Below are 23,967 nucleotides of genomic sequence, written 5' to 3' on the forward strand. Positions count from 1 at the left end.
GAGCCGTAGTGAATTAATATCGCTACGGCTTTTTTATTTATCAATGTGAAATTTTACACATAAAAAAGCCCGATATTTTCATATCGAGCTTTATCAATAACTTATTACTTTAGTGAAAAATTACAGACTTTCAGTGAAAGTACGGGTAATAACATCACGTTGCTGTTCTGGAGTCAATGAGTTAAAACGCACTGCATAACCAGAAACACGAATAGTTAATTGAGGGTATTTCTCAGGGTTGTTAACTGCATCTTCCAGTGTTTCACGGCTTAATACGTTAACGTTTAAGTGTTGACCACCTTCTACACGAACAACCGGTTTAGATTCTACAGGCACTTCACGGTATTCGATATTGCCTAATTCTTTACGGTTAATCACTTGGCCTTCTTCAAAGCCTTTTTTAGCACAGATACAACGCGCTTCGCCGTTTTCATCATCTAATAACCAGAAAGAGTGTAATAAATCGTCGTTATCAGCTTTAGTAATTTGGATACCAGTAATCATTTCGACCTCCAATATGGGCACAAAATCAAATTCTAATCTTGGATCAGAACTTGGGTATTTGGTCTAACCAATGTTTCTATCTACTTATATACCAGTATAAATGGCGCCATTCTTTGATTAATATCAATAAAATTCATAAGCACTTTACCAACCAAGGTGCAAAGTGTTGTTTTAAATCAACAATCGCCCTCTCTTGATTTGCAATTTTTTTTGTAAATTTTAAAAGAAAATTTGAGAACTCAATTAATTCTAATTTTTAAACTGTTATATTTTCATTCATTCAATGATATCTGTAAGCTTAGGCACTATAAGATATCAATAAGGATTTTATGTTATGACTACTGCATTAACTTGGCATGATGTAATAGGTGCTGAAAAAGAAAAGCCTTACTTTCATCAAATTATGTCTCAAGTCGCGCAACAAAGAGAAGCAGGCAAAATTATTTATCCCCCTCAGGAAGACGTTTTTAATGCTTTTCGTTTTACACCTTTTGAAAATGTGAATGTCGTTATTTTAGGACAAGATCCTTATCATGGCCCAAACCAAGCTCATGGACTCTCTTTTTCAGTACGCCCAGGTGTACCTGCTCCCCCTTCACTCGTTAACATGTATAAAGAGCTTGAAAAAGAATACCCTGATTTTAAGCGCCCTAACCATGGCTATTTAGAAAGTTGGGCAAAACAAGGGGTTTTATTGCTTAATACCGTATTGACCGTAGAGAAAGGCCAAGCACATTCTCACGCTAATTATGGTTGGGAAATATTTACAGATGCTGTTATTGAGCAAATTAATCAGCGTAGAGAAGGAGTTATTTTCCTACTTTGGGGAGCTCATGCTCAGAAAAAAGGTCGTTTTATTGATACAAAAAAACACGTTATCTTAAAAGCCCCCCACCCATCACCACTTTCTGCACATAGAGGATTTTTAGGCTGTGGTCATTTTAAACAGGCTAATGATATTTTACAGCAACAAGGCCGAACACCTATCAATTGGTATCTTGATGCGATTGAGTAAGTCCTGCCTTTAAAAATGTAAAACCGCACAATAACTAGAAGATTTATAAACTTCGTATTGTGCGGTTTACTTTATCTACACTGAATAAAACGTGTGATAACGAATACTTTTATTAATGCTATTTAGAAACGATAACCATAGCTGGACGTAATAAACGACCATTCAAGGTATATCCTTTTTGCATAACATCAACAACATGATTAGACTCATGTTCAGGGCTATCAATCAATGTCATCGCTTGATGAACATCAGGGTTGAATGCTACATTTTTTTCTTCAACTACTTCAATGCCAAATTTACGTACGGCATCTAAGAATGACTTCAGTGTTAACTCTAACCCTTCAATCATTGGTTTTTGCGATTCATTTTCATGATCAGCAGCAGATAAAGCGCGCTCTAAATTATCAAGTACTGGCAATAATTCATTAGAAAATTTTTCAAGTGCAAATTTATGTGCTTTCTCAATATCTTGTTGAGTACGGCGACGTACATTTTCAACTTCAGCCAAAGCACGAGCCATAGCTTCACGCTCTGTTTTTTGTGATTGCTCCAGTTGTTTTTCGAGAGAATCAATACGCGCTAACGCCTCAGCTAACTCAGCTTGAGCATTAAAATCCGCTTGTGCTTCTTCGGTCATTACCTGCTCTTGAGATTCATCCATTACAGATCCCATTCCTTCTTTTTCTTTTGAGACTTGCTCTTCATGTATATTTTGTTCTTTACTACTCATGAACATCTCCGCGTAGTTTTGGTATTCATCTTCATATTTAGTTTATTATGGGGATCAATAAACGGGTTTCAAGGAATTGGCGCAAAACGAGGGTAAAAAAATGCCAGATAATACCGTAACGGAAAAAAAACACTTTAAATGTATTGGCATTGTCGGCCATCCCCGCCATCCAGAGGCACTTTCAACACATGAAATGCTTTATCATTGGCTACAAGCTCAAGGCTATGATGTTATTATTGATACACAAGTCGCTCAAGAGCTAAAACTTAAAAATGCACAAACGGGTGATTTAACACAAGTGGGTAAAATCGCTGATCTTGTGATTGTCGTCGGAGGTGATGGCAACATGCTCGGTGCTGCGCGTGTGTTATCTCGCTATAATATCAAAGTAATTGGCGTTAACCGTGGGAACTTAGGTTTTCTTACTGATCTCGATCCTGATAATGCCTTACAGCAATTAACCAATGTTCTTGCTGGGCATTATCGTGAAGAAAAACGGTTCTTGCTTGAAGCTCGAGTCTGCGCTGAAGGTCAAAGAACACGTATTGGTACAGCGATAAATGAAGTAGTGCTTCATCCTGGTAAAGTGGCTCATATGATTGAGTTTGAAGTTTATATTGATGATCGTTTTGCCTTTTCACAACGTTCTGACGGTTTAATTATTGCTACCCCCACAGGTTCAACCGCCTATTCATTGTCTGCTGGAGGCCCTATTTTAACTCCTAATCTTGATGCTATTGCGCTTGTACCTATGTTTCCCCATACCTTATCAGCTCGCCCTTTAGTTATCAGCAGTGATAGTCAAATTCGCCTAAAATTCTCACAAACGAATATCGATTATGAAGTCAGTTGTGATAGCCAATTAGTATTACCTATAAAAGAAGGCGATGAAGTCATCATTAAACGTAGCCGTCAAAAACTCAATTTGGTTCATCCTACTGATTACAATTATTTTAATACACTCAGCTCAAAATTAGGTTGGTCAAAAAAAATGTTCTAATTTTTGTGCCTCGCTACTTTACTGTATAAAAAACCAGTTTATACTGTATGTAATCACAGATATGTTTTTATACACAGGAGAGGCACTATGCTGACTCAATTAACTATTAGTCATTTTGCCATAGTCCGTGAACTTGAAATCGATTTTTCTGGTGGCATGACGACCATTACGGGTGAAACTGGTGCAGGTAAATCTATTGCAATTGATGCGCTGGGTTTATGCTTAGGTAACCGTGGTGATGCTAATATGGTGCGCCCAGGTGCAGCTAGAGCTGATTTATGCGCACGATTCTCACTCTCTGACACGCCATCGGCACAACGTTGGCTTGAAGAACATCATCTTGATGACCATAATGAATGCCTATTAAGAAGAACCATTTCTTCTGATGGGCGTTCTCGTGGTTTTATCAACGGTACTTCCGTACCCCTTTCACAATTAAGAGAGCTAGGTTCTTTACTTATCCAAATTCATGGGCAACATGCTCACCAACAACTTTTAGAGCCTCGTTATCAAAAGCACCTGCTTGATATTTATGCTCATGAACCTGCTCTATTAAAAAGCATGAAATCTGCCTATCAAACATGGCATCAAAGCTGTCAGACATTGGCCTCGTTTCAACAACTCTCTCTAGAAAGAGAAGCTAGGCAACAACTGGTTGATTATCATTTAAAAGAGCTTAATGAATTTCAACCCATTCAAGGCGAATATCCTGAATTAGATCAAGAATATAAACGTCTTTCCAACTGTGGACAATTTTTGACTTTAAGCCAAAATAGTTTACAAATTTTAAGTGATAATGAAGAACAAAATATTTTAAGCATGCTCAATGTTGCCAAGCATGAAATTACAGAATTGGCATCAATGGAAAGCCAATTTAATTCGTTATTAGAGATGCTGGATGAAGCCACGATCCAAATTAGTGAAGTTAGTGACGAACTTCGCCACTATAGTGATCGTTTAGAAATGGACCCTAACCGCTTATTTGAAGTTGAAAAACGTATGTCTAAATACATAAGTTTGTCACGTAAGCATCGTGTAGCGCCTGAAGAATTATATGACCTTCATCAGCAATTAATTGAAGAAAAGAATGCCCTACTTCGTCAAAATGATGATTGTGACGCTTTAATAGAACAAGTCAAAGCTGACCATTTAATTGCATTAGATGTTGCAAAGCAACTGCATCAAGTTCGCCAACAATATGCAAATGAATTAAGTCAACTTATCACTAACAGTATGCATCAGTTATCAATGCCTCATGGTTACTTTACTGTTGATACCTATTTTGATGACAGCTCACTGCAAATCGATGGTGCCACAAAAGTTGAATTTAATGTCACCACAAACCCAGGACAACCTCATCAAGCGCTTTCTAAAGTGGCTTCTGGTGGTGAGTTATCTCGTATTGCGCTCGCAATCCAAGTGATCACAGCGAAAAAAATGGATACACCAGCCCTGATTTTCGATGAAGTCGATGTAGGGATCAGTGGCCCTACAGCCGCTATCGTAGGTAAATTATTGCGAGAATTGGGTGAATCAACTCAAGTAATGTGTGTTACCCACTTACCTCAAGTAGCTGGTTGTGGACATCAACACTATTTTGTTAATAAAGAGACAAATGGTGAAGAAACTGAAACCACAATGAAACTATTATCGAAAAAAGAACGTTTACAAGAGCTCGCCCGTTTATTAGCAGGAAGTGAAGTCACCAAAAACACCTTAGCAAATGCGAAAGATTTGTTGGCTGCATAACGATTAACAAACTTTTATTGATATTTAGGGTCATAGGCAGAGCGTGAAAGGTTTTCAATTGCTGCGTTGTCGATTATCATCGTCACTATGACCCTAAAAGGAATGTAATAACCATGCGTTTTAAACTGTTAAAAGTTGCCGCCTTATCTTTAGTCGTAATGACTTCAGGTTGCTCTATGTTCGAGAGACTGGTTTATCACCCAGATATCAATCAGGGAAATTATTTAACACCAGCCGAAGTCGCAAAAGTTCAGCAAGGAATGACACAGCAGCAAGTTCAATTTGCCCTTGGTACGCCAATGCTTAAAGATCCTTTCGGAAGCCAAACTTGGTATTATGTTTTCCGTGAAGAGCCAGGTCACCAGAAAGTACGTCAAGAAACGCTGATACTAACTTTTGATAGCAATGGCATACTGACTAAGATTGATAAACAAGGCAATATGCCTAATTTCTCAGCGCCTGCAACAAAAGCATAATGCTATCATCGCGCTAAGAAAACTTAGTTTTGTATAAGATTGGCAAAAACGAATTGCACCCCATACGTTAAACTTTACGTTGGGGTGTGTTTTTATAAAGAAAAATTACTTTATGGTAGTGTTATCTTTTATTGTATCTGTCTGTAATCAAGTGGCCTATTAATGCAGTATGTGACACCCTATATTGGGCAAAACATGATATTAATCCGCTTTTTGTCGTGCTTTTTCTGCACGTTTACGACGCATTTCTTTAGGATCGGCAATTAAAGGTCGATAAATTTCAACTCTATCACCGTCTCTCACATTATCACTTAGCTTTGCTGGACGACTATAAATACCAACTTTATTCTTAGTTAAATCAATATCATTACAAATCGTTAAGATATTTGAAGCAACAATGGCTTGTTCAACAGTGTCCCCTAGCGTTAGTTCTACAGGGATAAGGTACTGTTTATCGGGTAACGCGTAGGTTACCTCTACCCATATTTTAGTCACGATAGATCTCTTTCGCTCTGTGAGTAAATGCTTGAACCATATTGTTCGTTAAATCTTTAAAAATACGGCCAAAAGCCAACTCAATTAGTTTATTAGTGAACTCAAAGTCTAGCTGAAATTCTATCTTACACGCATTATCATCGAGTGCGGTAAACACCCATCCCCCAGTCAATTTACGAAAGGGGCCATCAACAAGACGCATATCAACACGTTCATTAGTCTTTAAAAAGTTATGGGTAGTAAATGTTTTACTAATTCCCGCTTTTGAGACATTTATTGATGCAATCATTTCTTCTGGTGTGCTTTTGATCAGTTTACTTCCAACGCATCCTGGTAGAAAATCAGGATAAGTAAGAACATCATTAACCAGTTTAAACATTTGCTCTGTACTAAAAGGGACGAGAGCAGATCGACTAATCTGAGGCATAGTTATTCCTGTACGACAACACTGTGTGGATCATATCATTGAACAGTGACTAATTAAAAATCTAATGGAATATAGCTTAAGTTTTATGCAATTGAAAAGAAAACAGTCGGTTAAATGATTTCTTTCTGTTGCTCATACAGTATAATGTGGACATTATGACAAAGAAAAAATCACACAAACCTGGTTCCGCGACCATTGCGTTAAACAAACGTGCTCGCCATGAATATTTCATCGAAGATGAGATTGAAGCGGGTCTGTCGTTACAAGGCTGGGAAGTTAAATCACTGCGTGCAGGAAAAGCCAACATCAGTGATAGCTACGTTGTCATGCGTGACGGTGAAGCTTATCTTTTTGGTGCAACCATTACGCCTTTAAATGTTGCATCATCTCATGTGGTTTGTGATCCGACACGTACCCGTAAACTGTTATTAAAACAACGTGAACTTGATAACCTTTATGGTCAAATCAACCGTGATGGATACACCGTCGTTGCGCTTTCTCTTTATTGGAAAAACGCGTGGTGTAAAATTAAAATCGGCGTTGCTAAAGGTAAGAAAGATCACGACAAACGTGAAACCATTAAAGATCGTGAGTGGAAATTAGACAAAGCACGTATCATGAAAAATGCTAACCGCTAAATTGCGTTAAGTACTAGCAATTACAAGTATTTTTCTGATATACTCACTTTCAACAACTTGGGGCTGATTCTGGATTCGACGGGATTTGCGAAACCCAAGGTGCATGCCGAGGGGCGGTTGGCCTCGTAAAAAGCCGCAAAAAGATAGTCGCAAACGACGATCAAAAACGCGCACTAGTAGCTTAATAACCTACTTAGAGCCTTCTCTCCCTAGCTTCCGCTCTTAAGACGGGGATCAAGAGAAGTCAAACCCAAAAGAGATCGCGTGGAGACCTAGCTTGGGGTCAAAGCGTTAAACTTAATCAAGCTAGCTTATTTATGGCGTGTCTGTCCGCAGTAGGTAAGTGAATTTAAAGACTAGACTAAGCATGTAGTACCGAGGATGTAGAAATTTCGGACGCGGGTTCAACTCCCGCCAGCTCCACCAAATTTGGTGGGTCAGTGATAGGACAACGGTTTCAAAAACAAGAAGTTAGCGAAATCATTAAGACTACACACTGACACAGATAGGACTCTAAATCATACGCAAATCGTACGCGGATTATTTAGAGTTCAAAAAGGCTCACTTCGGTGAGCCTTTTTTATATAGGAGACCAAGAGTGGATACAGTTAATAATATTTTATCAAATTCCGCGCTGGGTACAGTGATTGGGATCATTGGTATTCTTATAGCCATTTTTATTTATGTTTTAACTCGTAAAGTTTATAAAATCTCTAGCTGCCATGAGTTTTTAAACCTCATAAATAAAAACCACTCGAGCCTACCACAGCAAATAAGTGTAATGTATGATGGCTCATTAGTAGAAATGTGTATCTTCTTCTGAATTTGTTATTTGGAATTCGGGTAACTCTGTTATAACAAAAAGTGCATTAGCTACTAAAGAACCTCTAAGAATTGAATTTAGCAGGGAAATTCAATTATTGCGTTATCAAGTCGTAGCATCAAACAATCCTATTAATAATATAGAGCTAAAGACTGACAGCGAATATCCTAATTGTATTCTTATTGATTTTGATTTTATTGAAAAAAATGAAGGTGCCAGAATAGAAATTCTCCATACTGGAGATAAAAACGATGTTAGGGAGAAAGGAAAACTAATAGGTGTAAAATCTATCTTTAGTAAACAGAAAAAACTATCAAGAAAAAAGAAAAAATCCCAAAAAACTTTTAGTAAAAAAGCATTAGATGTAATTCTTTTATTGTTGTCACTATTGTTTCCAATAATGATCCTATTAATGATTATTTACTCATTCGCCTCTCCAGAGGCTTTTATTTCTACCCCCCGCCCCGTTAGAGATAGTAGTTCTCCATGGGTGATGCGTATTATGGGCTTTTCCGTGATATGTGTATTTATTTTTCAATATATTAGCCAGCGTCCCCCTTATCCATCAAGTTTAAAAAAGCCTTAAATTAATATTATATTACACACTGTCATGGGGTGTCAGGGGTCGTAGGTTCAAATCCTATCATGCCGACCAAAATTCCTTAGAAAAACCAACCGCTTATGGTTGGTTTTTTTATGCCTGAAATTTGCTTGGTGTAAAACTGGTGTAAAACTGGTGTAAAACCCACATCAGATTTACCTTGTTTAAGGTCCGATTCTCGCCTTATTCTTATGCTATAATTACTCTCCAGTTCATTAATAGAGCTTATCAAATGAAAAATCTTGCTGAACTAACACAAGAAGAAAAAGATAAGATTAATGTTGACCTATCTGCAAGCGGTGTCGCATATAAAGAACGACTCAATATGCCAGTTGTTGCGTCCGAAGTTGAGCGACAACAACCAGCACATTTGCGCGAGTACTTTAATGAACGATTAGCGTTTTATCGTGAGAGAAGTAAGAAGTTGCCTGATGGGAATTCCGTGCAGTATTTGAAAGTAGAGTGATTACTCAGATTTTAGTGGCCATTTGGCGGAGAGAGTCTTATTGAGGATAGTGTGTTAAGATTGGTTAACTCTCTGATTTTTTCTAAGTCTTATTTGGAATAAAAAAGCCTCCGCTAAGAGGCTTTCAAAACGATACGAATAAATATTATATACGTTTGTTCATTACCACTTATCACGATAATCAAATGCTACCTGGTAATCGTATTTATTTAGTTCAATTTTATGTTTGATATATTTCTGTAGGTAAGGAACCCATGCGGAAATAACATCGAAGCTACCTGCATTTATGATGTTTTCTGTCGGATTAACAGTCTGTTCAATAACCGTGTCGTCATCTCCCAGATCGACCGAATATTCTTCACCAATAAAACTTTCAGTCTTTTTATCGAACCAAGTTAAATCAATTTTCAATCCCATAATATTATCCTTACAAGTATTTTTTGATATTACGTTTTGGATCAGCAGGTTTCAACTGATTGCCCGTCTTTGGATCAAACGCGCCAAGATGCTGACCATCGCTTGCACGATAACCTTCAATTTCACCATGTTGATAATCCCATTCATAAATTTTACGCCCTTTATCCCCAATCCAGCGCTTACGAGTACCACCCCCACCTTGTTTCGGTGTTTTATCTTTCCCTCGTTTTAATTCTCCCAATCCTTTAATTTCTTCGGTCTTCGGTGCTGGGTGATAATCATGGCCTTTTTCTCTAACACCTTGGCGTTTTTTATCCTGCTCAATCTTAACTTTATCCTCAGCAGCTTTTTTCTTTCCTTCTGCTTTTTTTCGCGATTCGAGGATAGGAGCTAGACTTTCTTTAGATTTGGCTAATTGGTTGTTATATGATAGTACCTGATCACCAAGGCGCTCATAAAATAGTTTAATTAGGTAAGTTTGTATTCTATCTGGCTTATTTATAGCTATTCTTTTTTCTACTTCACCTAAATATGCACCCATTCCTTTAGTTAGAAGAGTATTAAGTAGAATCTTATCAACAATCTTAACTTCAACTTTGGTCACACTAATTTGTTTATTATCCTGTTTATAAACAAGAGGATTTTTAACAGGATCGGCTAATGCCAAACCTTCTGGTGTGGCTTTGAGTTTATTAATAACAGCGACTTGAGCCTGAAACTGTTTATTAATATTAGCTAGCCTTTTCTTTGCTTCTTCAAGTTCTAATAATGCAGTTTCTAACGGATGCAATGTCGACCATTCAGCCCATTCTGTTTCTACTACTTGCTTTTCATTATTAACATCAATGACATCAATAATAGAGACATAAAGAGCCTCGTGCTTACCACCAAAATCAACAATGGCATGATGGGTCTTTAATTTAGATGAAGGGATGTAATATCCAGCATTAGGCTTAGAGTTGATGACCACCTGTTTACTTTTATCCGCTTTATTTTCAGAAACGCTAATGCGTACTGGCTTTGATCCAGCAATAACAGGAGCGGTATAAACATTAGGGGTGCTTGTTGCTGTTGCCTTTACGATTGGAATACTGATAGCCTGACCCGTTGATACAATAGTTCGTTGCTTTCCAGCATTCTTATCCAAAGCAGACATAACCTGAGTATGTATACTTAGTGATGTTTTCTTACCGATATCACTAATTTGATTAGTAACAATATCCGCTGGCATTGTTGTAACTTTGCGTGCTTTATTTCTATCAAAAATATCTCTATCTAAAATGCCATAATTATTCAATAACGCCATTTCAGCTTGAGTAGACATGATATTGTTACTCGGCCATAATCCTTCAATTGCAATTCCAATAGTTGTAAGTTTGGCCAGACTTGGAGCAACTGACATTGCTTCTAATGCGCTAGTTCTTAGTGTTGTCAATGATTTAGAAAAAACACTCTTAATGTTAGCGGAAACAAATGGGCTTGATGTAAAACTAAGAACGCCTTGATAGGTAAGAAAACCCAAAGCAGGCATAGCTGCCGATGCCATTACTAACTTTTCAGGGTATCGACTTAAATCTACACCAGAGACATCATGAATATCTCTTTCTCTTTCTCTTTCATCCCTGTCGTCACCATCATCATTATCACCAGGATGACTGTCATCATGTGATTTATCATACTGATCCCAGTAGGAATCATTACCCCAAGGATCGTTTTCTTTACTCCAACCAGAATGGTCAGATGAATCAATATCACTCATATAAATTCCTTTTTATATTTAATAGCACACAACAACTGTATGCAACCACAGTATATTCAATAGTAATTGTAAAACAATCGTCTTATTTCGGCTATATTCGGAATAGTTACCATCAGTACTTAACTCATCCTTGAGCTAAATATATTTGATTATTTATCAATTTCTGGTGTCCTGATTTTCTTCCTCTTCTTTTTGCCTGCGTTCCTCTTTCTGTGCCTCTTCCATCTCACGCATTCTCACGTTATAGATTGATTGCTCTGGCATCTGTACACGAACGGAGATAAAGCGACCATCAGGGATATCAATCGGGTCACCGTCATTGAACCCCTCAATTGCATTACGTGCAAATTTAGGCGCATTTGGATGAGTGCGGTGATAGGTTTTAACAAAAATAGAACCATCTTTGTTAATTTTAGAGTTAACCCAAATCAGTGGTTGTTTATTAACATCGAGTGGAATTTCAATACTACCATCAACACCACCCCAGCCTGCGTCAGCGTTAAACCCAAGAACTCCTTCAATGAGATACTCATCCCGAAAGTGCCTTTTGATTCGTCATAGTTGTGGATGTGCCGTTAAAAATAACATTACATCACGGCTATTTTTATTATCAGAATAAATTCTGATTTATATTCAATTTAATAGGGTATATCTGTTCATAATAAATTTTAAAAATAAGTTATTCTCTATAATAAACCTACTTATCCAAACATATTGGCGATACGCCATTTAATCCCTGCTGCCTTTGCTCAAATATGACGTTTTTTTTATCACCCTCTCGGATTATTTTTAATATATAAATACTATCAAAATCACTGCTCTTCCATTTTGGGATTAATTTAGGATCTCCTCCTTCTTTCTTCATGATATCTCGTGCTACTTTAACTAAATTATCATGCTCCCATGCAATAAAAATAACTGAGTTTTTATATTGCTGACTTAACAGGTCTTCACATAATTTTTTTATCTCTTTGGCATGATAATTAAGGTGAATAGGCAGCGACATTTTAATAGCGAGAGGTGAAAGCGTTTGAAGTGAACGTAATGAATGACCTAACTTACTTTGTTTAGGCGCAGCAGCAAATAATGCGTCAGGCTTACCAAATTGATTGATAAGTACATCCGGTAAAGCGAGAGATCTATTTAATCCTTTACAGGTCAGTTGCCCACTTTCATTATCAGGTTTTTCACCATGTCTTATAAAAACGAGTGTTTGTTCTGAATACGCCATATGACTAAACCCTAAAATAAATACGCTCAAAAATATAAATACACTGCGCATACAGCGTGACCTTTAAGTCAATTTAGTATAATAAATATGGAGAGTTAAGTATATTTAACACTAGCCATAAACCCACAGGTTGTAGACTACTCAATTTATCATAGCCAAAATTTTTTCAGAGGCCGTATCTTCTTAATCTTCAAAATCAAATTAACATATATAAAAACAAGACAAACAATTGTTAACAAAAAATAAAGAATATCTTGAACTTTCATTACTTAACTATCAATTTTATAAAATTGAATGAATATTAAATACTAAGCACATTTAGATAAAAAAAGGGAAGAAATCTCTTTTTTACACTAAAAATAGTGTGTTAAAAATCAATACAAGCCTTTTTATCTGCCTTTATTTCGTTTAATGACTAAAGTTCTATCACTGCTTACCGATACTGTCTTTTCTTCAATAAGTTACTAATGCTTATTAATTATTATTTATCCAGGGTTAAGCATGTTCTTTAAAAACGTTAAAATTCGTACAAAGTTAACTATCGCATTTACAACATTGGTAATGTTAATTGTGTTGGGTTCTAGTTTTTCATTAATGGGGCTGAATAGTGCGAATCAAGATATTCATGATGTCGTTGATGATATCTATCCAGCCACAGTAAAAGCCAATTTGCTAATTAATAATTTCAATGAATTTATTATCTTCCAGCAACTCACCATGCTAGATGAACAAGGAAATTTAGCCGCCGAACAAGAGAGTAAAAAAGCTGAGATCACCGCCAAGATTGCTCAATTACTAAAAGAGTTAGAAGAAACAACTCACGATGATGAGTCAAAAAAAATACTCGCTGAAGTTTATGAGATTCGTCAGAAATATATCACTTCTCAAAATTTTGTAGTAAAAGCATTTAACGAAAATAATCGGCATGCTGCTGTTAATGAATTAATCACCAAAACAGCAGATATTCAACTTATGTATCGCGATAAACTCTTGGAATTTATTGCATTACAAAATCAAAAAATGAATGATGCAGGTGATCATGTTGAGCAGGATTTTACTGAGAAAAGATTCTTTTTAGTTTTATTAACGCTGATCAGTATTGTTGTAGGTAGTATTTTAGGGTGGTTTATTACTAAGAGTATTACTCTCCCGTTAGATCAAGCCGTTAATTTCGCCAAAGCGATAGCTAAAGGTGATTTAACACAAGAGGTGAATACAAATTACCATGATGAAGCAGGAATGTTATTACAAGCACTTGCTGAGATGAAAACCCATCTATTGGATGTCGTACAAAATGTACAAAATGGTGCTGAAAGTATTTCATCTGCTGCCGAACAAATTACGGCAGGAAGCCAGAATTTAGCAGCAAGGACGGAAGAACAGGCAACATCCGTAGAAGAAACAGCAAGCTCAATGGAGCAAATGACCTCGACGGTGAAAAATACCACAGAGCACACACATGATGCTATCAATGTTGCTGAAAAAACAGAAATTGCAGTACACCATAATGGTGAAATGATGCTTCAGTTAACAGAAAAAATGAGAGCAATGAATAGCTCTTCATCTCAAATGACCGATATAATTAATTTAATTGACTCTATTGCATTCCAAACTAATATTCTGGCACTCAATGCTGCGGTTGAAGCCGCAAGAGCAGGAGAACATGGCAAAGGCTTTGCTGTTGTAGCAAGTGAAGTCAGGTTATTAGCGCAAAAAAGTGCAGATTCAGCAAACGATATACGTACCTTAATCGAAAACTCATCACTACAAACACAAGAAGGTATGGAATTAGTCGAACAAGCCGGAGCACAAATTCAAAAAATGATCACCGATGTGGAAGAAATTAGTGCGCTATTACGTGAGATTGGGCAAGCAAGTAATGAGCAAAGCGATGGTATTTCACAAATCAATAATGCAATAAGCCAGTTAGATTCCACTACGCAACAGAATGCGGGGCTAGTCGAAGAATCTGTCGCAGCAGCCAGCTCACTGAACGAGCAAGCATTAAACCTCAATCAATTAGTTAATTACTTCCAATTAAAGAACCATTAATTTATCGTTGTTGATTGTAAACATTAAGGTCACCAATAAAATAATCGGGTGACCTTAATGATAAAAATAAAAAGCTATTTTAAGCTGTAGAACTGCCATCAATATTAATACTTGATTTTATTTACCTGCTTAAACGCTTTTTGTTAAAGCTGGTAAATAGAAAATAAAGCATGATGAAAAATATAAATACTAGCCAAAAACATGTGTTAAATGTGCTTTATATTCAATAATATCTTTATCAACGTTAGGCTCTTTAATCACATCATTTATCATAAAGGTTGGTAATTGAGACAAACCTAAAAATTGTTGTGATTTATGGAAAGCGAAATAAACACCGTCAACCCCTCTTCCATCAAAGAAATTACCAAACTCATTAAAGGCTTCAATAGGTGCATTCCATGTTACGGAGATCATGTATTTTTTGCCTTGCAGTAAACCGCCCGTGCCGTATTGTTTTTTAGGATCACGACGGGTACGACCATCGTTTTCATAGAGTTTACCATGACCGAAAGTGTAAACATCATCCATATATTTTTTCGTTTTCCATGGCATCATCATCCACCAGCCAGGCATTTGATAAACAATTGTGTCAGCCCATAGAAACTTTTCAATTTCTTCATCAATATCATAGCCTTCTTCGATTTGTGTTTCTTTAACGCTATGACCTAATGTCACTAAATGTTCTGCAGCCATGTCATGTAATGTGCGATTTAATCGACCCGCAGAATGACCAAAATTTTGACCGCCATTAATCAATAAAATATTCATATCTACTCCTAAATTTTCTATTACGATATTTAATGACGCTAATTTAGCAGAAAATAGAAAGAATGGCGCTCAACCGTAAATCTTGAAAAATACATCTAAACAGAATTATCAACTATATTATTAAGAAAATAATAATTATTTAAATATAAAAAACCAATAATTTGGTTTTTACGATTAAGTGTATTAATAATCGTGATTATTGCTTTTTAGGTAAAAGTCTATTGTTACTTAGGCTATTTTTTAAAACACTGGGTTGTTGTAGGCTTAATAAGAGTATTATTTATACCCATGGTTTTTATGATCATAGCAACACTAAGATAAGTTGCACAAAACTACAGTTTTAAAGTATCAGCCAAATATTGCGTTAAACTATCAATAAAAACCCGAATACGTTGGCTCACTACCCTGTCACTATAATAGACAGCATGAAAAGGTAATGGTACAGGTTTTAATTCATCACTAAATAACGCAACTAAATTACCTTCTTGAATATCCTTATTCACCATAAAATCAGATAAACACGCAATCCCTTCACCATTTACACATAATTGTCTTAATGTTTCTCCACTATTTGAAGAAATCCCATCGGTAACTGTGACTAACTCATTCTCTTCAATTTCTAATGGCCATGTATTTAATGAAGTCGGTTCAGTAAATGTTAAACAGGTATGATCATCCAAATCAGTTGTTGTTTTAGGGCTACCTTTACGCTCAATATACTTTGGTGATGCAATAATTTTACGGTAACTATTAAATAAAGGGCGAGCTCGTAAACTTGAATCAGTTAACTGCCCAACACGTATCGCAACATCCACTTTGCGCTCAATTAAATTCACAAATGTTTCCGATGAAACTAATGATAAAATAATATCAGGGTATTGCTGGCGAAAAATAGAAATAAAAGGGATCAAAAGATGTAATACGACGGGTGTTGCTGCATCTATACGTAATAAACCTTTAGGCGAGCTTTGCGTACCATGTAATTCATTTTCAGCGGCTTGCATTTCTTGCAAAATGACTTTCATTCGCTGGAAGTAAAGTTCACCTTCTGCGGTGAGGTCAATTTGACGAGTCGTTCTATTAAGAAGGTTTACGCCCAATTTATCTTCTAATTTTTTTACAGTACGGCTTACAGCTGAATTAGCAAGGTTCAGTTTGTCTGCCGCTTTTGTAAAACTTTTATGTTCAACAACTTCAACGAATACACGGGCTTCTTCTGATGTTGCTTTCATATTATAAATCTCGGTAGAATTAGATAACACATTGAGATTTAAGAATACGGATATTTTTTCATTATTGCAATTAAGTTAACAATAGAAAGATAATGGTGAGTTATTGTGAATAATTTAATCTCAGACGATAATTATAATACCTAAAAAAAACAAGCAGATATACGTAATAGCATATCTACCCAAATTAAAGCTTAAATATACAACGCTCTATTTAAAAAATACTGCGACACATTAACGAAGGATAAATAGAATTAAGCAATTTTCTCTATAAATTTGATATCTAACAGATCAATTTTATCTTTTAGATTTTCAACAAATGCTTTCATATGTGCCGTTTCATTGTGTTTATCAATGGCACTTTGGTTTTCCCAAATTTCAAAGAAAATAAACGCTCTTGGTTGTGTGGTATCTTTATGCAATTCATACTGAAGACAACCTTCATCCTGATGACTTGGTTTTATCATTGCCTTGCAAGCAGATAATACTTCATTTTCATGGTGTTCTTTCGCCACAATCGTGGCAATTAATCTGATATTGTTCATACAAAAAATCCTATAATCCAACAAAAGTACAAGTAATAAGTAAAATAATAAACTGAAATTACTCTAACATAATTTCAGCACTATTCTTCATTTCATTATTTACATTTGAGCAAAAGTAAATTGTCGATATTGCTATTATCACGATAGTACATTCAATTATTAAAAATCAACTCACTCGAACAAAACCCAATATTAATTATTGCGATTAAAGCAATAGTCTATTGTTTTTTACCTTATTTATTGCTTTGAGTTATCTAACTAAACTACCGCCATATTAATTTTTAAGCCCTTACCCATTTTGCTAGGAATAATGATGAAAGCCTTTCTCCCTTTATTAGCACTCGCCACCGGTGCTTTTGCTATCGGTGCAACAGAATTTACACCTATGGGCCTGTTACCTAACATAGCCTCAGGATTAGATATCTCAATAACAACAGCAGGTGGATTAATCACAGGCTATGCGGTTGGTGTTATGGTTGGCGCCCCCATCATGACATTAGGTTTAGGTCGATTAACAAAACGTCATGCTTTAGTTTTTCTTTTATTACTATTTATTGCTGGCAATTTATTCGCTTCTCAAGCAAATGGTTATTGGAGCCTTATGATGGCTCGTTTAATAACAAGCCTTAATCATGGCGCTTTTTTTGGTATTGGTTCCGTCGTTGCCGCAAGTCTTGTTGAAAAACATAAACAAGCTTCTGCAGTTGCAGCCATGTTTATGGGATTAACTATTGCAAATTTAGTGGGAGTGCCACTCATCACTTGGATGGGTCAACAATATGGTTGGCGTTTAGCCTTTATACTGATCTCTGGATTAGGCTTTGTTACTTTAATTGGCTTAATGCTATTTCTTCCCGTTATTCCAAAAGGAAACAAGCCCAATATCAAATACGAATTAAAAGTACTAACTCGTTTACCTGTTATGCTGGCATTACTCACAACCGTATTTGGCGCCTCGGCACTGTTTGCGCTTTATACTTATATCGCACCATTCCTCATTAACATCGTCCATATCAGTGAAGGAGATGTTGCCATAATACTGGTGGTTATTGGATTAGGATTTACTGTAGGTAATTACTTGGGTGGTAAATTATCAGCAAATGGTATCGAAAGAACATTGGTGATATTTTTTACTTTGCTAATTTTATCTATGCTTGTACTACCATTAGTTTCAAATAATTTGTATCTCACTGTGATCACCCTCTTTATTTGGAGTTTAGCAAGTTTTGCACTTGTACCACCATTACAGATAAAAACAATGCAGATAGCTCATGATGCACCAAGTCTGGTGTCTTCTGTTAATATCGGAGCATTTAATTTAGGTAATGCTATTGGCGCAGTCATTGGGGGGATTGCACTAAAATATGGCTATAACATCGTACCTTTAAGTGCGGCTTTAGTGGGGATTATTGGTTTATTACTGGTTTTCTCACAATTTAAGATCAAAAGAGAACCGGAAAAGAGTATTGCATAGGTTGTTAACACCTCAATCAAGGCTAGAAAAAAGGGATCAAGTTCACAATTTGATCTCTTTTTTTTCTCACCGTAACATTAACAATGAAATACATACATTTTATTTAAAGTTAGATAAACCGTTCACAAACCTCACCTTATTTTAGAAAATAAATACAACATCAAATGTTAAATCCTAAAACATTGCTAACATAAACGATGAATTCCGTTATCAAAACTAGGTTATTTAATGATTAAAATAATCTTTTCATCATTAATATTCCCACAATTATTTATCCATAATAATGCCATTAGTTGCGAAACAAATCCTGATAACGAAAAAGAAAAAAAGAAGCAACAGTTGCTTTCCATCAAAAGAAAATACCTCATTAGAGGTTATTACGTAGCTAACGTTACAATGATTATCTATACACTCATTTTCGGCCATCTTTTTTCATCTTAATTATTTGTATGACAATTACTAAGGCGAAATTTATATCTCTTCTAAAAATGAGCCTAACGACTTCAAAAATATTTCACTTTTTCCCTTTTCTTTAAAAATTCATTAAAACACTCTAAAATGGCAAACAAACTGGTTTAATAAGACATTTTCTATTATTAAAAATAAATATATTGTCTATTTTTTGTAATGAGAAAAAGAAAAAATATAATTATACCTTTTTTCCTATATGATCAAGATCACTCTATGCATAGCGTTATGTAAGTGAATTTAAAAAGAACTATTCTCATTTATTAATTACTTCTTCTCGTCAAAAATTCGTTATCCTCATGATTTGTATTACAAATAGAAAAAACATAAAACTGAACAACCATGCTACTTAAGCATCAAAAAGAAGTTAATCATTGATGATGGATTTACATTAAATTTTATTTGAACAGTTAATATAAAAATATAAAATAAGTATAATTAAAAATAAAAAATAAAATAAAAGACAATTAAAATCAAAAAAAATAATATAAATAATTTTCGAGTGAAAAATAAATAAATATAAAACAAAAAAACACAAATAAAATAACACTAAAAATTAAAAATAAAACAAACAATAAAAACAGAAATAAAAATAGAATTAAAACAAAAAAACATAATTATTTAATTTCAATTTAACAGCACTAACAAAAAAAACAAAAATAAAAATAAAAAAGTAATTATTAATTTATAATTAATAATCTTTATATATTTAAAAGTAATTAAAAAAAGAAAATTAAAAAATAAAACATAAATAAAAAATAATTTTTATTCTATTTTCTAATAAATTAAATACAACCAAAATACATTAATTTATTTAAACATTTAATGTAATTATTATAGTTGTTTTTATCATGAAAAATGACATTTGCTGTCTACTTTTACTGTTCTGTTACATGACTGGAACCATCGATATCGTTCTTTTTTTCATCAAGAACCAATTTGATAACAACATTAGCAACTCAATTACATTGATGAACATCAAAAAACTCGACAATTAACAAGCAAATAATGAGAAAAAAGGAATTTTTTTATATTTGTCACACAATTGATTTTAATCTATTACATCTCAATAAATATTCCCTACAATAGCCAACTAATCTAACCTGACAATTTCCTAAGTAATGATATCTTTCATTGTTTAGGTTAGTAACTATCTTTTTTTATTTATGATTTATCGTTTCAGCAAAGTAGAGCATTAATAAAACCTAGTACCCTACACAATTATATAATGACCAACTTATAGGTTTGCCAACGCAGTTATAAACGATAAAAATTGCAAACTTAAGGATAAAAATAATCATGTCAGACTATCTCTCATTCTTATTAGGTATAGTACCTTTAGCGGTTTTGATTTTTATGATCTTAAAAATGAAATCAGCCGTTCACCATGCAGTGCTAGTGTCTTTAGTGATAACTGTTGCACTTGCTATTTTCCATTGGAACAACACCATTCAATTTGCCTCTGTTTCTGTGCTTTATGGCGCAATAAAAGGATTGTGGCCAATCATTATCGTGATCCTTGCCGCTATCTATAGTTATAACCTGATGTTAAAAACTGGGGGAATGGAAGTACTTAAAGATGTTCTTGCAGGAATAAGTGATGACAAACGAGTGCAAGTTTTGCTTATCTCATGGTGCTTTGGGGGATTTCTTGAAGCGGTTGCAGGGTATGGCACTGCGGTTGCTATTCCTATCGGTATTTTAATTGCACTTGGATTTGATCCTTTTAAAGCAGCTGTTGCCTCTTTAGTTGCCAATACCGTTCCTACTGCTTTTGGTGCTGTTGGTATCCCAGTCTCTATTTTGGCGCAAAACACTGGACTTGATGTATTAGTGTTGAGTAAAACCATCATTATCCAGTTGGGGCTATTCAATATTCTGTTACCTTTCGTCATTGTTGCCATTGCAGGTGGTGGCATTAAAGCAATTAAAGGTGTCGGATTTATTACTTTAATGTGTGGTATAAGTACCCTTATCCCTCAATACATTGTTGCAGCTAATTTAGGTGCTGAATTACCTGCATTTGCGGGAAGTTTAGTCAGTTTGGTTGTGGTTATTTTCCTTGCTAAACGTATGAAAAATACGAGTGATACGAAAAAAGCCGCTAAAAAACACTCGGGTAAAGAACTCTTAGTTGCAAGCTCTATCTATCTGTTTACCTTTATCTTTATTTTGGCCTGTTCACCTTTATTTCCTGCTATCCAAAGCATGGCGGGATCGATTTCAACAAAAATCCCATTTGTATTAAGTGAAACGCAAACTGAATATCAAACAATTGCTTGGTTAAGCACACCGGGTGTGTTGATTATTTTAGCTAGCTTTGTGGGAGGCACCATTCAAGGTGCAAACGTTTCAACCCTTATCTCTGTACTTGTTAAAACAACTATCCAACTGAAAAACTCGATTATTGCCATCACAGCAATTGTGGCAATGGCAACCGTCATGGATTTCAGTGGCATGATTGGCAGTATTGCTGAAACCTTGGTCGATTTTACAGGTGCAGGATTTATCTTTATTGCCCCAGTGATCGGTGCTTTAGGAACATTTGTAACCGGCAGTGACACTAACTCAAACGTACTATTTGGTAAGTTACAAACCAGTGCCGCCGCTAAACTTAATATTGACCCTTTTATTTTGGCAGCAGCGAATACCTCTGGTGCGACAGGCGGTAAGATGATCTCACCTCAAAGTATCGCTATCGCTGTTTCAGCCACCAAAATGGATGGGCAAAGTAGTGCCATTATGCGTGAAACCTTAAAATATTGTATTGCTTATATAATTATTCTTGGCGCAAAAATTGGCATTATTTATCACTTAATGAATTAAGTAATTAAGAAAAAGGGAATGAGCTTATTTCACTTCCTTTTAACTTATAAAGAATCAATAAAAAGAATTTTATCTTTAGTAAAAATGACAACATCTGAGCGATGTTTTGGAGTTCGATTAATGAAAGTTAATTTTTATGCGACCTGTCTTGGTGATGTGCTGAAAGCAGATTCAGCCAGAGACACCGTCTTGTTACTTGAGAAATTGGGTTGCGAAGTACTATTTCAAGAGCGCCAAGGTTGCTGTGGTCAACCCGCACTTAATAGCGGTTATGTTAATAATGCAAAACCTGCCATGAAATCGTTAATTGAAACATTAGAAGTAAATGACTACCCGATTATTTCCCCTGCAGGCTCCTGTACTTATGCCATAAAAGGCTACCCAACTTATCTTGCTGATGAGCCACAATGGGCATTACGTGCACAAGGTGTCGCAGATCGCCTTATAGATTTAACCAGTTTTATTGTTAATACCTTGGGTGTTGTCAATGTTGGTGCCCGCCTTCCTGGTAAAGCAGTTTATCACCCATCATGCAGTTTAACCCGAAAACTGGGTGTTGTTAGTGAGCCTTTGACACTATTAAACCACGTTGAAGGTCTTGAAATGTTACCTTTTGCGAACTCAGAAACCTGTTGTGGTTTTGGTGGAACATTCTCTGTGAAAATGTCTGAAATTTCAGGAGAAATGGTAACCGAAAAAGTAAAACATATTATGGATGTAAGTCCTGATTATGTCATTGGTGCAGATACAAGTTGCTTAATTAACATACAAGGCCGTCTGAGTCGAGAAAAGCGCCCTGTAAAAGTGTTGCACATTGCACAAGTTTTAATGAGCCAATAAGGGAGCCTACTTATGTCTATCAAAACCAGTGATATCGATTTCAGACCTCGCCTAGAACATGAAATGAAAGACACTATCATGCGTAATGCGGTCGTTATGGCACAAGAACGCATTGGAGCTAACCGTCAAATCATGGTCAAAGAGCTGGGAAATTGGGAGGAATGGCGAGATCGCGCTGAACAAATTCGTAACCATGTTCTTGAAAATTTAGATGCTTATCTCTATCAATTATCTGAAAAAGTAACAGAAAATGGAGGTCATGTTTATTTTGCTAAAACAGCAGAAGACGCCTCCCGTTATATTTGCGACGTTGCAAAAAAGAAAAACGCGAAGAAGATCGTAAAATCTAAATCAATGGTCACCGAAGAAATTGGGATGAATAAAGCCTTACAAAATGAAGGCATTGAGATCATCGAAACTGACCTTGGCGAATATATTCTTCAATTAGATAACGATCCACCTTCTCATATCGTCGTTCCAGCAATCCACAAAGATCGTTATCAAATTCGTAAAGTCCTAAATGAAAAACTCAATTATGAAGGCAGCGAAACGCCTGAAGACATGACGCTTTTCATTAGACAACGTATAAGACAAGATTTCTTGTCTGCTGATATTGGTGTTACTGGTTGTAACTTTGCAGTAGCTGAAACAGGCACCGTCTGTTTAGTCACCAACGAAGGTAATGCCAGAATGACGACCACGTTACCTAAAACCCATATTGCAGTCATGGGGATGGAGCGTGTGGCACCGACATTTGAAGAAGTTGATCCATTAATCACTATGTTATGTCGTAGCGCGGTTGGCTCTCGTTTAACCAGTTATAACACTTGGGTAACTGGCCCTCGTGAAGCCGGTAATGTTGATGGCCCTGAAGAGTTCCATTTAGTGATTGTGGATAATGGCCGTTCTGAAATTTTAGGCTCACAATTTAAAGATATTTTACGCTGTATCCGTTGTGGTGCTTGTCTTAATACGTGTCCTGCTTACCGTAATATTGGTGGACATGCTTATGGTTCAATTTATCCAGGTCCAATTGGTGCGGTAATTTCACCACTGTTAGGGGGCTATAAAGATTTCCATGATCTCCCTTACGCTTGTTCATTATGTAATGCATGTAATGTGGTTTGCCCTGTCAAAATTCCTTTAGCTCAGTTGATATTAAAACATCGTCGAGTGATGGCTGAAACCGGTTTAACACCGAAAGCAGAACGTCGAGTCACAGGTATGTTTAACTACCTAAATTCACATCCTACGCTTTGGAAAGTGGGAATGAATGTAGGTGCAAAAATGGCGGGGTTAATGATCAAAAATGGTTCTACACCAATCAAAATCAGTGTTCTAAATGATTGGATGGAATCGCGTGATCTACCAAAACCAGATGGTTATAGCTTCCGTAGCTGGTTTAAACGCCATAAAGCAGAAGGAAAAAAATAA

General features: G+C 35.8%; 23 protein-coding genes and 1 other RNA gene. 13 read left to right on the forward strand and 11 right to left on the reverse strand.

The genetic code is table 11. The features are described 5' to 3' along the window. Window positions 1-120: 120 nt before the first annotated feature. Window positions 121-504 (reverse strand): autonomous glycyl radical cofactor GrcA, encoded by a 384-nt coding sequence (gene grcA, locus ABN256_RS06975; RefSeq protein ID WP_023581591.1) that lies wholly within the window; start codon window positions 502-504, stop codon window positions 121-123. A 334-nt stretch (window positions 505-838) separates the two neighbouring features. Here grcA and ung point away from each other — a divergent pair, with 334 nt between their 5' ends. After that, window positions 839-1,519, forward strand: a complete 681-nt coding sequence (gene ung / locus ABN256_RS06980) for a uracil-DNA glycosylase (RefSeq protein ID WP_196553822.1) — start codon at window positions 839-841, stop codon at window positions 1,517-1,519. 118 nt (window positions 1,520-1,637) lie between these two features. Here ung and grpE read toward each other — a convergent pair whose 3' ends face one another. Beyond that, entirely contained in the window at window positions 1,638-2,249 is a 612-nt protein-coding gene (grpE, locus tag ABN256_RS06985; protein WP_196553823.1) for a nucleotide exchange factor GrpE, read from the reverse strand. A gap of 100 nt (window positions 2,250-2,349) precedes the next feature. Here grpE and nadK point away from each other — a divergent pair, with 100 nt between their 5' ends. The 3 genes from nadK (at window position 2,350) to bamE (ending at window position 5,474) form a co-directional block, all read left to right on the forward strand. Further along, on the forward strand, window positions 2,350-3,249 hold the full coding sequence (nadK, locus tag ABN256_RS06990; protein WP_072068732.1) for an NAD(+) kinase: 900 nt from the start codon (window positions 2,350-2,352) through the stop codon (window positions 3,247-3,249). Between the two features lie 87 nt (window positions 3,250-3,336). Next, window positions 3,337-4,998 (forward strand): DNA repair protein RecN, encoded by a 1,662-nt coding sequence (gene recN / locus ABN256_RS06995; protein WP_349439292.1) that lies wholly within the window; start codon window positions 3,337-3,339, stop codon window positions 4,996-4,998. A gap of 113 nt (window positions 4,999-5,111) precedes the next feature. Beyond that, the gene (bamE, locus tag ABN256_RS07000) at window positions 5,112-5,474 is read left to right on the forward strand and encodes an outer membrane protein assembly factor BamE (RefSeq protein ID WP_349439294.1); all 363 of its coding nucleotides are present in this window, start codon (window positions 5,112-5,114) and stop codon (window positions 5,472-5,474) included. 201 nt (window positions 5,475-5,675) lie between these two features. On the opposite strand, the gene ABN256_RS07005 is transcribed toward bamE, so the two are convergent. Both ABN256_RS07005 and ABN256_RS07010 read right to left on the reverse strand, forming a co-directional pair. After that, a complete protein-coding gene (locus tag ABN256_RS07005; RefSeq protein ID WP_502929693.1) occupies window positions 5,676-5,972 on the reverse strand; it encodes an RnfH family protein in 297 nt (98 codons plus the stop codon). Beyond that, the gene (locus tag ABN256_RS07010; RefSeq protein ID WP_006533588.1) at window positions 5,962-6,396 is read right to left on the reverse strand and encodes an SRPBCC family protein; all 435 of its coding nucleotides are present in this window, start codon (window positions 6,394-6,396) and stop codon (window positions 5,962-5,964) included. Before ABN256_RS07010 ends, ABN256_RS07005 begins: the two co-directional genes overlap by 11 nt. Before the next feature lie 155 nt (window positions 6,397-6,551). On the opposite strand from ABN256_RS07010, the gene smpB reads away from it, so the two are divergent. From smpB to ABN256_RS07030, 4 genes are all read left to right on the forward strand, one after another. Then, window positions 6,552-7,034 carry an SsrA-binding protein SmpB gene (gene smpB, locus ABN256_RS07015; protein ID WP_072068734.1) on the forward strand — a complete coding sequence of 161 codons (483 nt, stop codon included), beginning with the start codon at window positions 6,552-6,554 and terminating at the stop codon, window positions 7,032-7,034. A gap of 59 nt (window positions 7,035-7,093) precedes the next feature. Then, window positions 7,094-7,460, forward strand: a transfer-messenger RNA (tmRNA) gene (ssrA, locus tag ABN256_RS07020). A gap of 494 nt (window positions 7,461-7,954) precedes the next feature. Continuing rightward, entirely contained in the window at window positions 7,955-8,443 is a 489-nt protein-coding gene (locus ABN256_RS07025; protein WP_196553827.1) for a hypothetical protein, read from the forward strand. Between the two features lie 247 nt (window positions 8,444-8,690). Next, window positions 8,691-8,924: a DNA polymerase III subunit theta gene (locus ABN256_RS07030; protein ID WP_196553843.1), complete on the forward strand. Its 234-nt coding sequence runs from the start codon at window positions 8,691-8,693 to the stop codon at window positions 8,922-8,924. A 162-nt stretch (window positions 8,925-9,086) separates the two neighbouring features. Here the strand turns inward: ABN256_RS07030 and ABN256_RS07035 are convergent, their stop codons facing one another. From ABN256_RS07035 to ABN256_RS07045, 4 genes are all read right to left on the reverse strand, one after another. Beyond that, window positions 9,087-9,341, reverse strand: coding sequence for a colicin E3-like toxin immunity protein (locus ABN256_RS07035; RefSeq protein WP_046335368.1), 255 nt, complete (start codon window positions 9,339-9,341; stop codon window positions 9,087-9,089). A 10-nt stretch (window positions 9,342-9,351) separates the two neighbouring features. Continuing rightward, the gene (locus ABN256_RS07040; protein ID WP_196553828.1) at window positions 9,352-11,100 is read right to left on the reverse strand and encodes a colicin E3/pyocin S6 family cytotoxin; all 1,749 of its coding nucleotides are present in this window, start codon (window positions 11,098-11,100) and stop codon (window positions 9,352-9,354) included. A gap of 156 nt (window positions 11,101-11,256) precedes the next feature. Continuing rightward, window positions 11,257-11,652: a phage tail fiber protein gene (locus ABN256_RS19190; RefSeq protein ID WP_502929694.1), complete on the reverse strand. Its 396-nt coding sequence runs from the start codon at window positions 11,650-11,652 to the stop codon at window positions 11,257-11,259. A 145-nt stretch (window positions 11,653-11,797) separates the two neighbouring features. Continuing rightward, entirely contained in the window at window positions 11,798-12,382 is a 585-nt protein-coding gene (locus ABN256_RS07045; protein WP_196553829.1) for a histidine phosphatase family protein, read from the reverse strand. Window positions 12,383-12,832: 450 nt separating this feature from the next. Between ABN256_RS07045 and ABN256_RS07050 the strand changes: the two genes are divergently transcribed. Continuing rightward, entirely contained in the window at window positions 12,833-14,383 is a 1,551-nt protein-coding gene (locus tag ABN256_RS07050; RefSeq protein WP_197268981.1) for a methyl-accepting chemotaxis protein, read from the forward strand. Window positions 14,384-14,572: 189 nt separating this feature from the next. Here the strand turns inward: ABN256_RS07050 and ABN256_RS07055 are convergent, their stop codons facing one another. From ABN256_RS07055 to ABN256_RS07065, 3 genes are all read right to left on the reverse strand, one after another. After that, on the reverse strand, window positions 14,573-15,151 hold the full coding sequence (locus tag ABN256_RS07055) for an NAD(P)H-dependent oxidoreductase (protein ID WP_197268980.1): 579 nt from the start codon (window positions 15,149-15,151) through the stop codon (window positions 14,573-14,575). Window positions 15,152-15,483: 332 nt separating this feature from the next. Continuing rightward, window positions 15,484-16,383: a DNA-binding transcriptional regulator YafC gene (yafC, locus tag ABN256_RS07060; protein WP_196553832.1), complete on the reverse strand. Its 900-nt coding sequence runs from the start codon at window positions 16,381-16,383 to the stop codon at window positions 15,484-15,486. 251 nt (window positions 16,384-16,634) lie between these two features. After that, window positions 16,635-16,925: a putative quinol monooxygenase gene (locus ABN256_RS07065; protein WP_072068744.1), complete on the reverse strand. Its 291-nt coding sequence runs from the start codon at window positions 16,923-16,925 to the stop codon at window positions 16,635-16,637. Window positions 16,926-17,238: 313 nt separating this feature from the next. Here ABN256_RS07065 and ABN256_RS07070 point away from each other — a divergent pair, with 313 nt between their 5' ends. From ABN256_RS07070 to ABN256_RS07085, 4 genes are all read left to right on the forward strand, one after another. After that, the gene (locus ABN256_RS07070) at window positions 17,239-18,399 is read left to right on the forward strand and encodes an MFS transporter (protein WP_197268979.1); all 1,161 of its coding nucleotides are present in this window, start codon (window positions 17,239-17,241) and stop codon (window positions 18,397-18,399) included. Window positions 18,400-20,166: 1,767 nt separating this feature from the next. Next, entirely contained in the window at window positions 20,167-21,693 is a 1,527-nt protein-coding gene (locus ABN256_RS07075) for an L-lactate permease (RefSeq protein WP_196554898.1), read from the forward strand. A 120-nt stretch (window positions 21,694-21,813) separates the two neighbouring features. Continuing rightward, a complete protein-coding gene (locus ABN256_RS07080; RefSeq protein WP_196554899.1) occupies window positions 21,814-22,533 on the forward strand; it encodes a (Fe-S)-binding protein in 720 nt (239 codons plus the stop codon). 12 nt (window positions 22,534-22,545) lie between these two features. Then, window positions 22,546-23,967, forward strand: coding sequence for a LutB/LldF family L-lactate oxidation iron-sulfur protein (locus ABN256_RS07085; RefSeq protein ID WP_340893475.1), 1,422 nt, complete (start codon window positions 22,546-22,548; stop codon window positions 23,965-23,967).

Source organism: Proteus sp. fly-1008 (assembly GCF_040140305.1).
In the GTDB taxonomy this organism is placed as follows: domain Bacteria; phylum Pseudomonadota; class Gammaproteobacteria; order Enterobacterales; family Enterobacteriaceae; genus Proteus; species Proteus vulgaris_B.

What these genes read in the sequence shown, in the direction of transcription:
- ABN256_RS07075 (WP_196554898.1), top strand. Translation starts at nt 20,167, where the DNA reads ATGTCAGACTATCTCTCATTCTTATTAGGTATAGTACCTTTAGCGGTT.
- ABN256_RS07055 (WP_197268980.1), bottom strand. Translation starts at nt 15,151, where the DNA reads ATGAATATTTTATTGATTAATGGCGGTCAAAATTTTGGTCATTCTGCG.
- ung (WP_196553822.1), top strand. Translation starts at nt 839, where the DNA reads ATGACTACTGCATTAACTTGGCATGATGTAATAGGTGCTGAAAAAGAA.
- ABN256_RS07080 (WP_196554899.1), top strand. Translation starts at nt 21,814, where the DNA reads ATGAAAGTTAATTTTTATGCGACCTGTCTTGGTGATGTGCTGAAAGCA.
- ABN256_RS07030 (WP_196553843.1), top strand. Translation starts at nt 8,691, where the DNA reads ATGAAAAATCTTGCTGAACTAACACAAGAAGAAAAAGATAAGATTAAT.
- smpB (WP_072068734.1), top strand. Translation starts at nt 6,552, where the DNA reads ATGACAAAGAAAAAATCACACAAACCTGGTTCCGCGACCATTGCGTTA.
- ABN256_RS07040 (WP_196553828.1), bottom strand. Translation starts at nt 11,100, where the DNA reads ATGAGTGATATTGATTCATCTGACCATTCTGGTTGGAGTAAAGAAAAC.
- grpE (WP_196553823.1), bottom strand. Translation starts at nt 2,249, where the DNA reads ATGAGTAGTAAAGAACAAAATATACATGAAGAGCAAGTCTCAAAAGAA.
- grcA (WP_023581591.1), bottom strand. Translation starts at nt 504, where the DNA reads ATGATTACTGGTATCCAAATTACTAAAGCTGATAACGACGATTTATTA.
- bamE (WP_349439294.1), top strand. Translation starts at nt 5,112, where the DNA reads ATGCGTTTTAAACTGTTAAAAGTTGCCGCCTTATCTTTAGTCGTAATG.
- ABN256_RS07070 (WP_197268979.1), top strand. Translation starts at nt 17,239, where the DNA reads ATGAAAGCCTTTCTCCCTTTATTAGCACTCGCCACCGGTGCTTTTGCT.
- ABN256_RS07035 (WP_046335368.1), bottom strand. Translation starts at nt 9,341, where the DNA reads ATGGGATTGAAAATTGATTTAACTTGGTTCGATAAAAAGACTGAAAGT.
- nadK (WP_072068732.1), top strand. Translation starts at nt 2,350, where the DNA reads ATGCCAGATAATACCGTAACGGAAAAAAAACACTTTAAATGTATTGGC.
- ABN256_RS07045 (WP_196553829.1), bottom strand. Translation starts at nt 12,382, where the DNA reads ATGCGCAGTGTATTTATATTTTTGAGCGTATTTATTTTAGGGTTTAGT.
- ABN256_RS07050 (WP_197268981.1), top strand. Translation starts at nt 12,833, where the DNA reads ATGTTCTTTAAAAACGTTAAAATTCGTACAAAGTTAACTATCGCATTT.
- ABN256_RS07010 (WP_006533588.1), bottom strand. Translation starts at nt 6,396, where the DNA reads ATGCCTCAGATTAGTCGATCTGCTCTCGTCCCTTTTAGTACAGAGCAA.
- recN (WP_349439292.1), top strand. Translation starts at nt 3,337, where the DNA reads ATGCTGACTCAATTAACTATTAGTCATTTTGCCATAGTCCGTGAACTT.
- ABN256_RS07065 (WP_072068744.1), bottom strand. Translation starts at nt 16,925, where the DNA reads ATGAACAATATCAGATTAATTGCCACGATTGTGGCGAAAGAACACCAT.
- ABN256_RS07085 (WP_340893475.1), top strand. Translation starts at nt 22,546, where the DNA reads ATGTCTATCAAAACCAGTGATATCGATTTCAGACCTCGCCTAGAACAT.
- yafC (WP_196553832.1), bottom strand. Translation starts at nt 16,383, where the DNA reads ATGAAAGCAACATCAGAAGAAGCCCGTGTATTCGTTGAAGTTGTTGAA.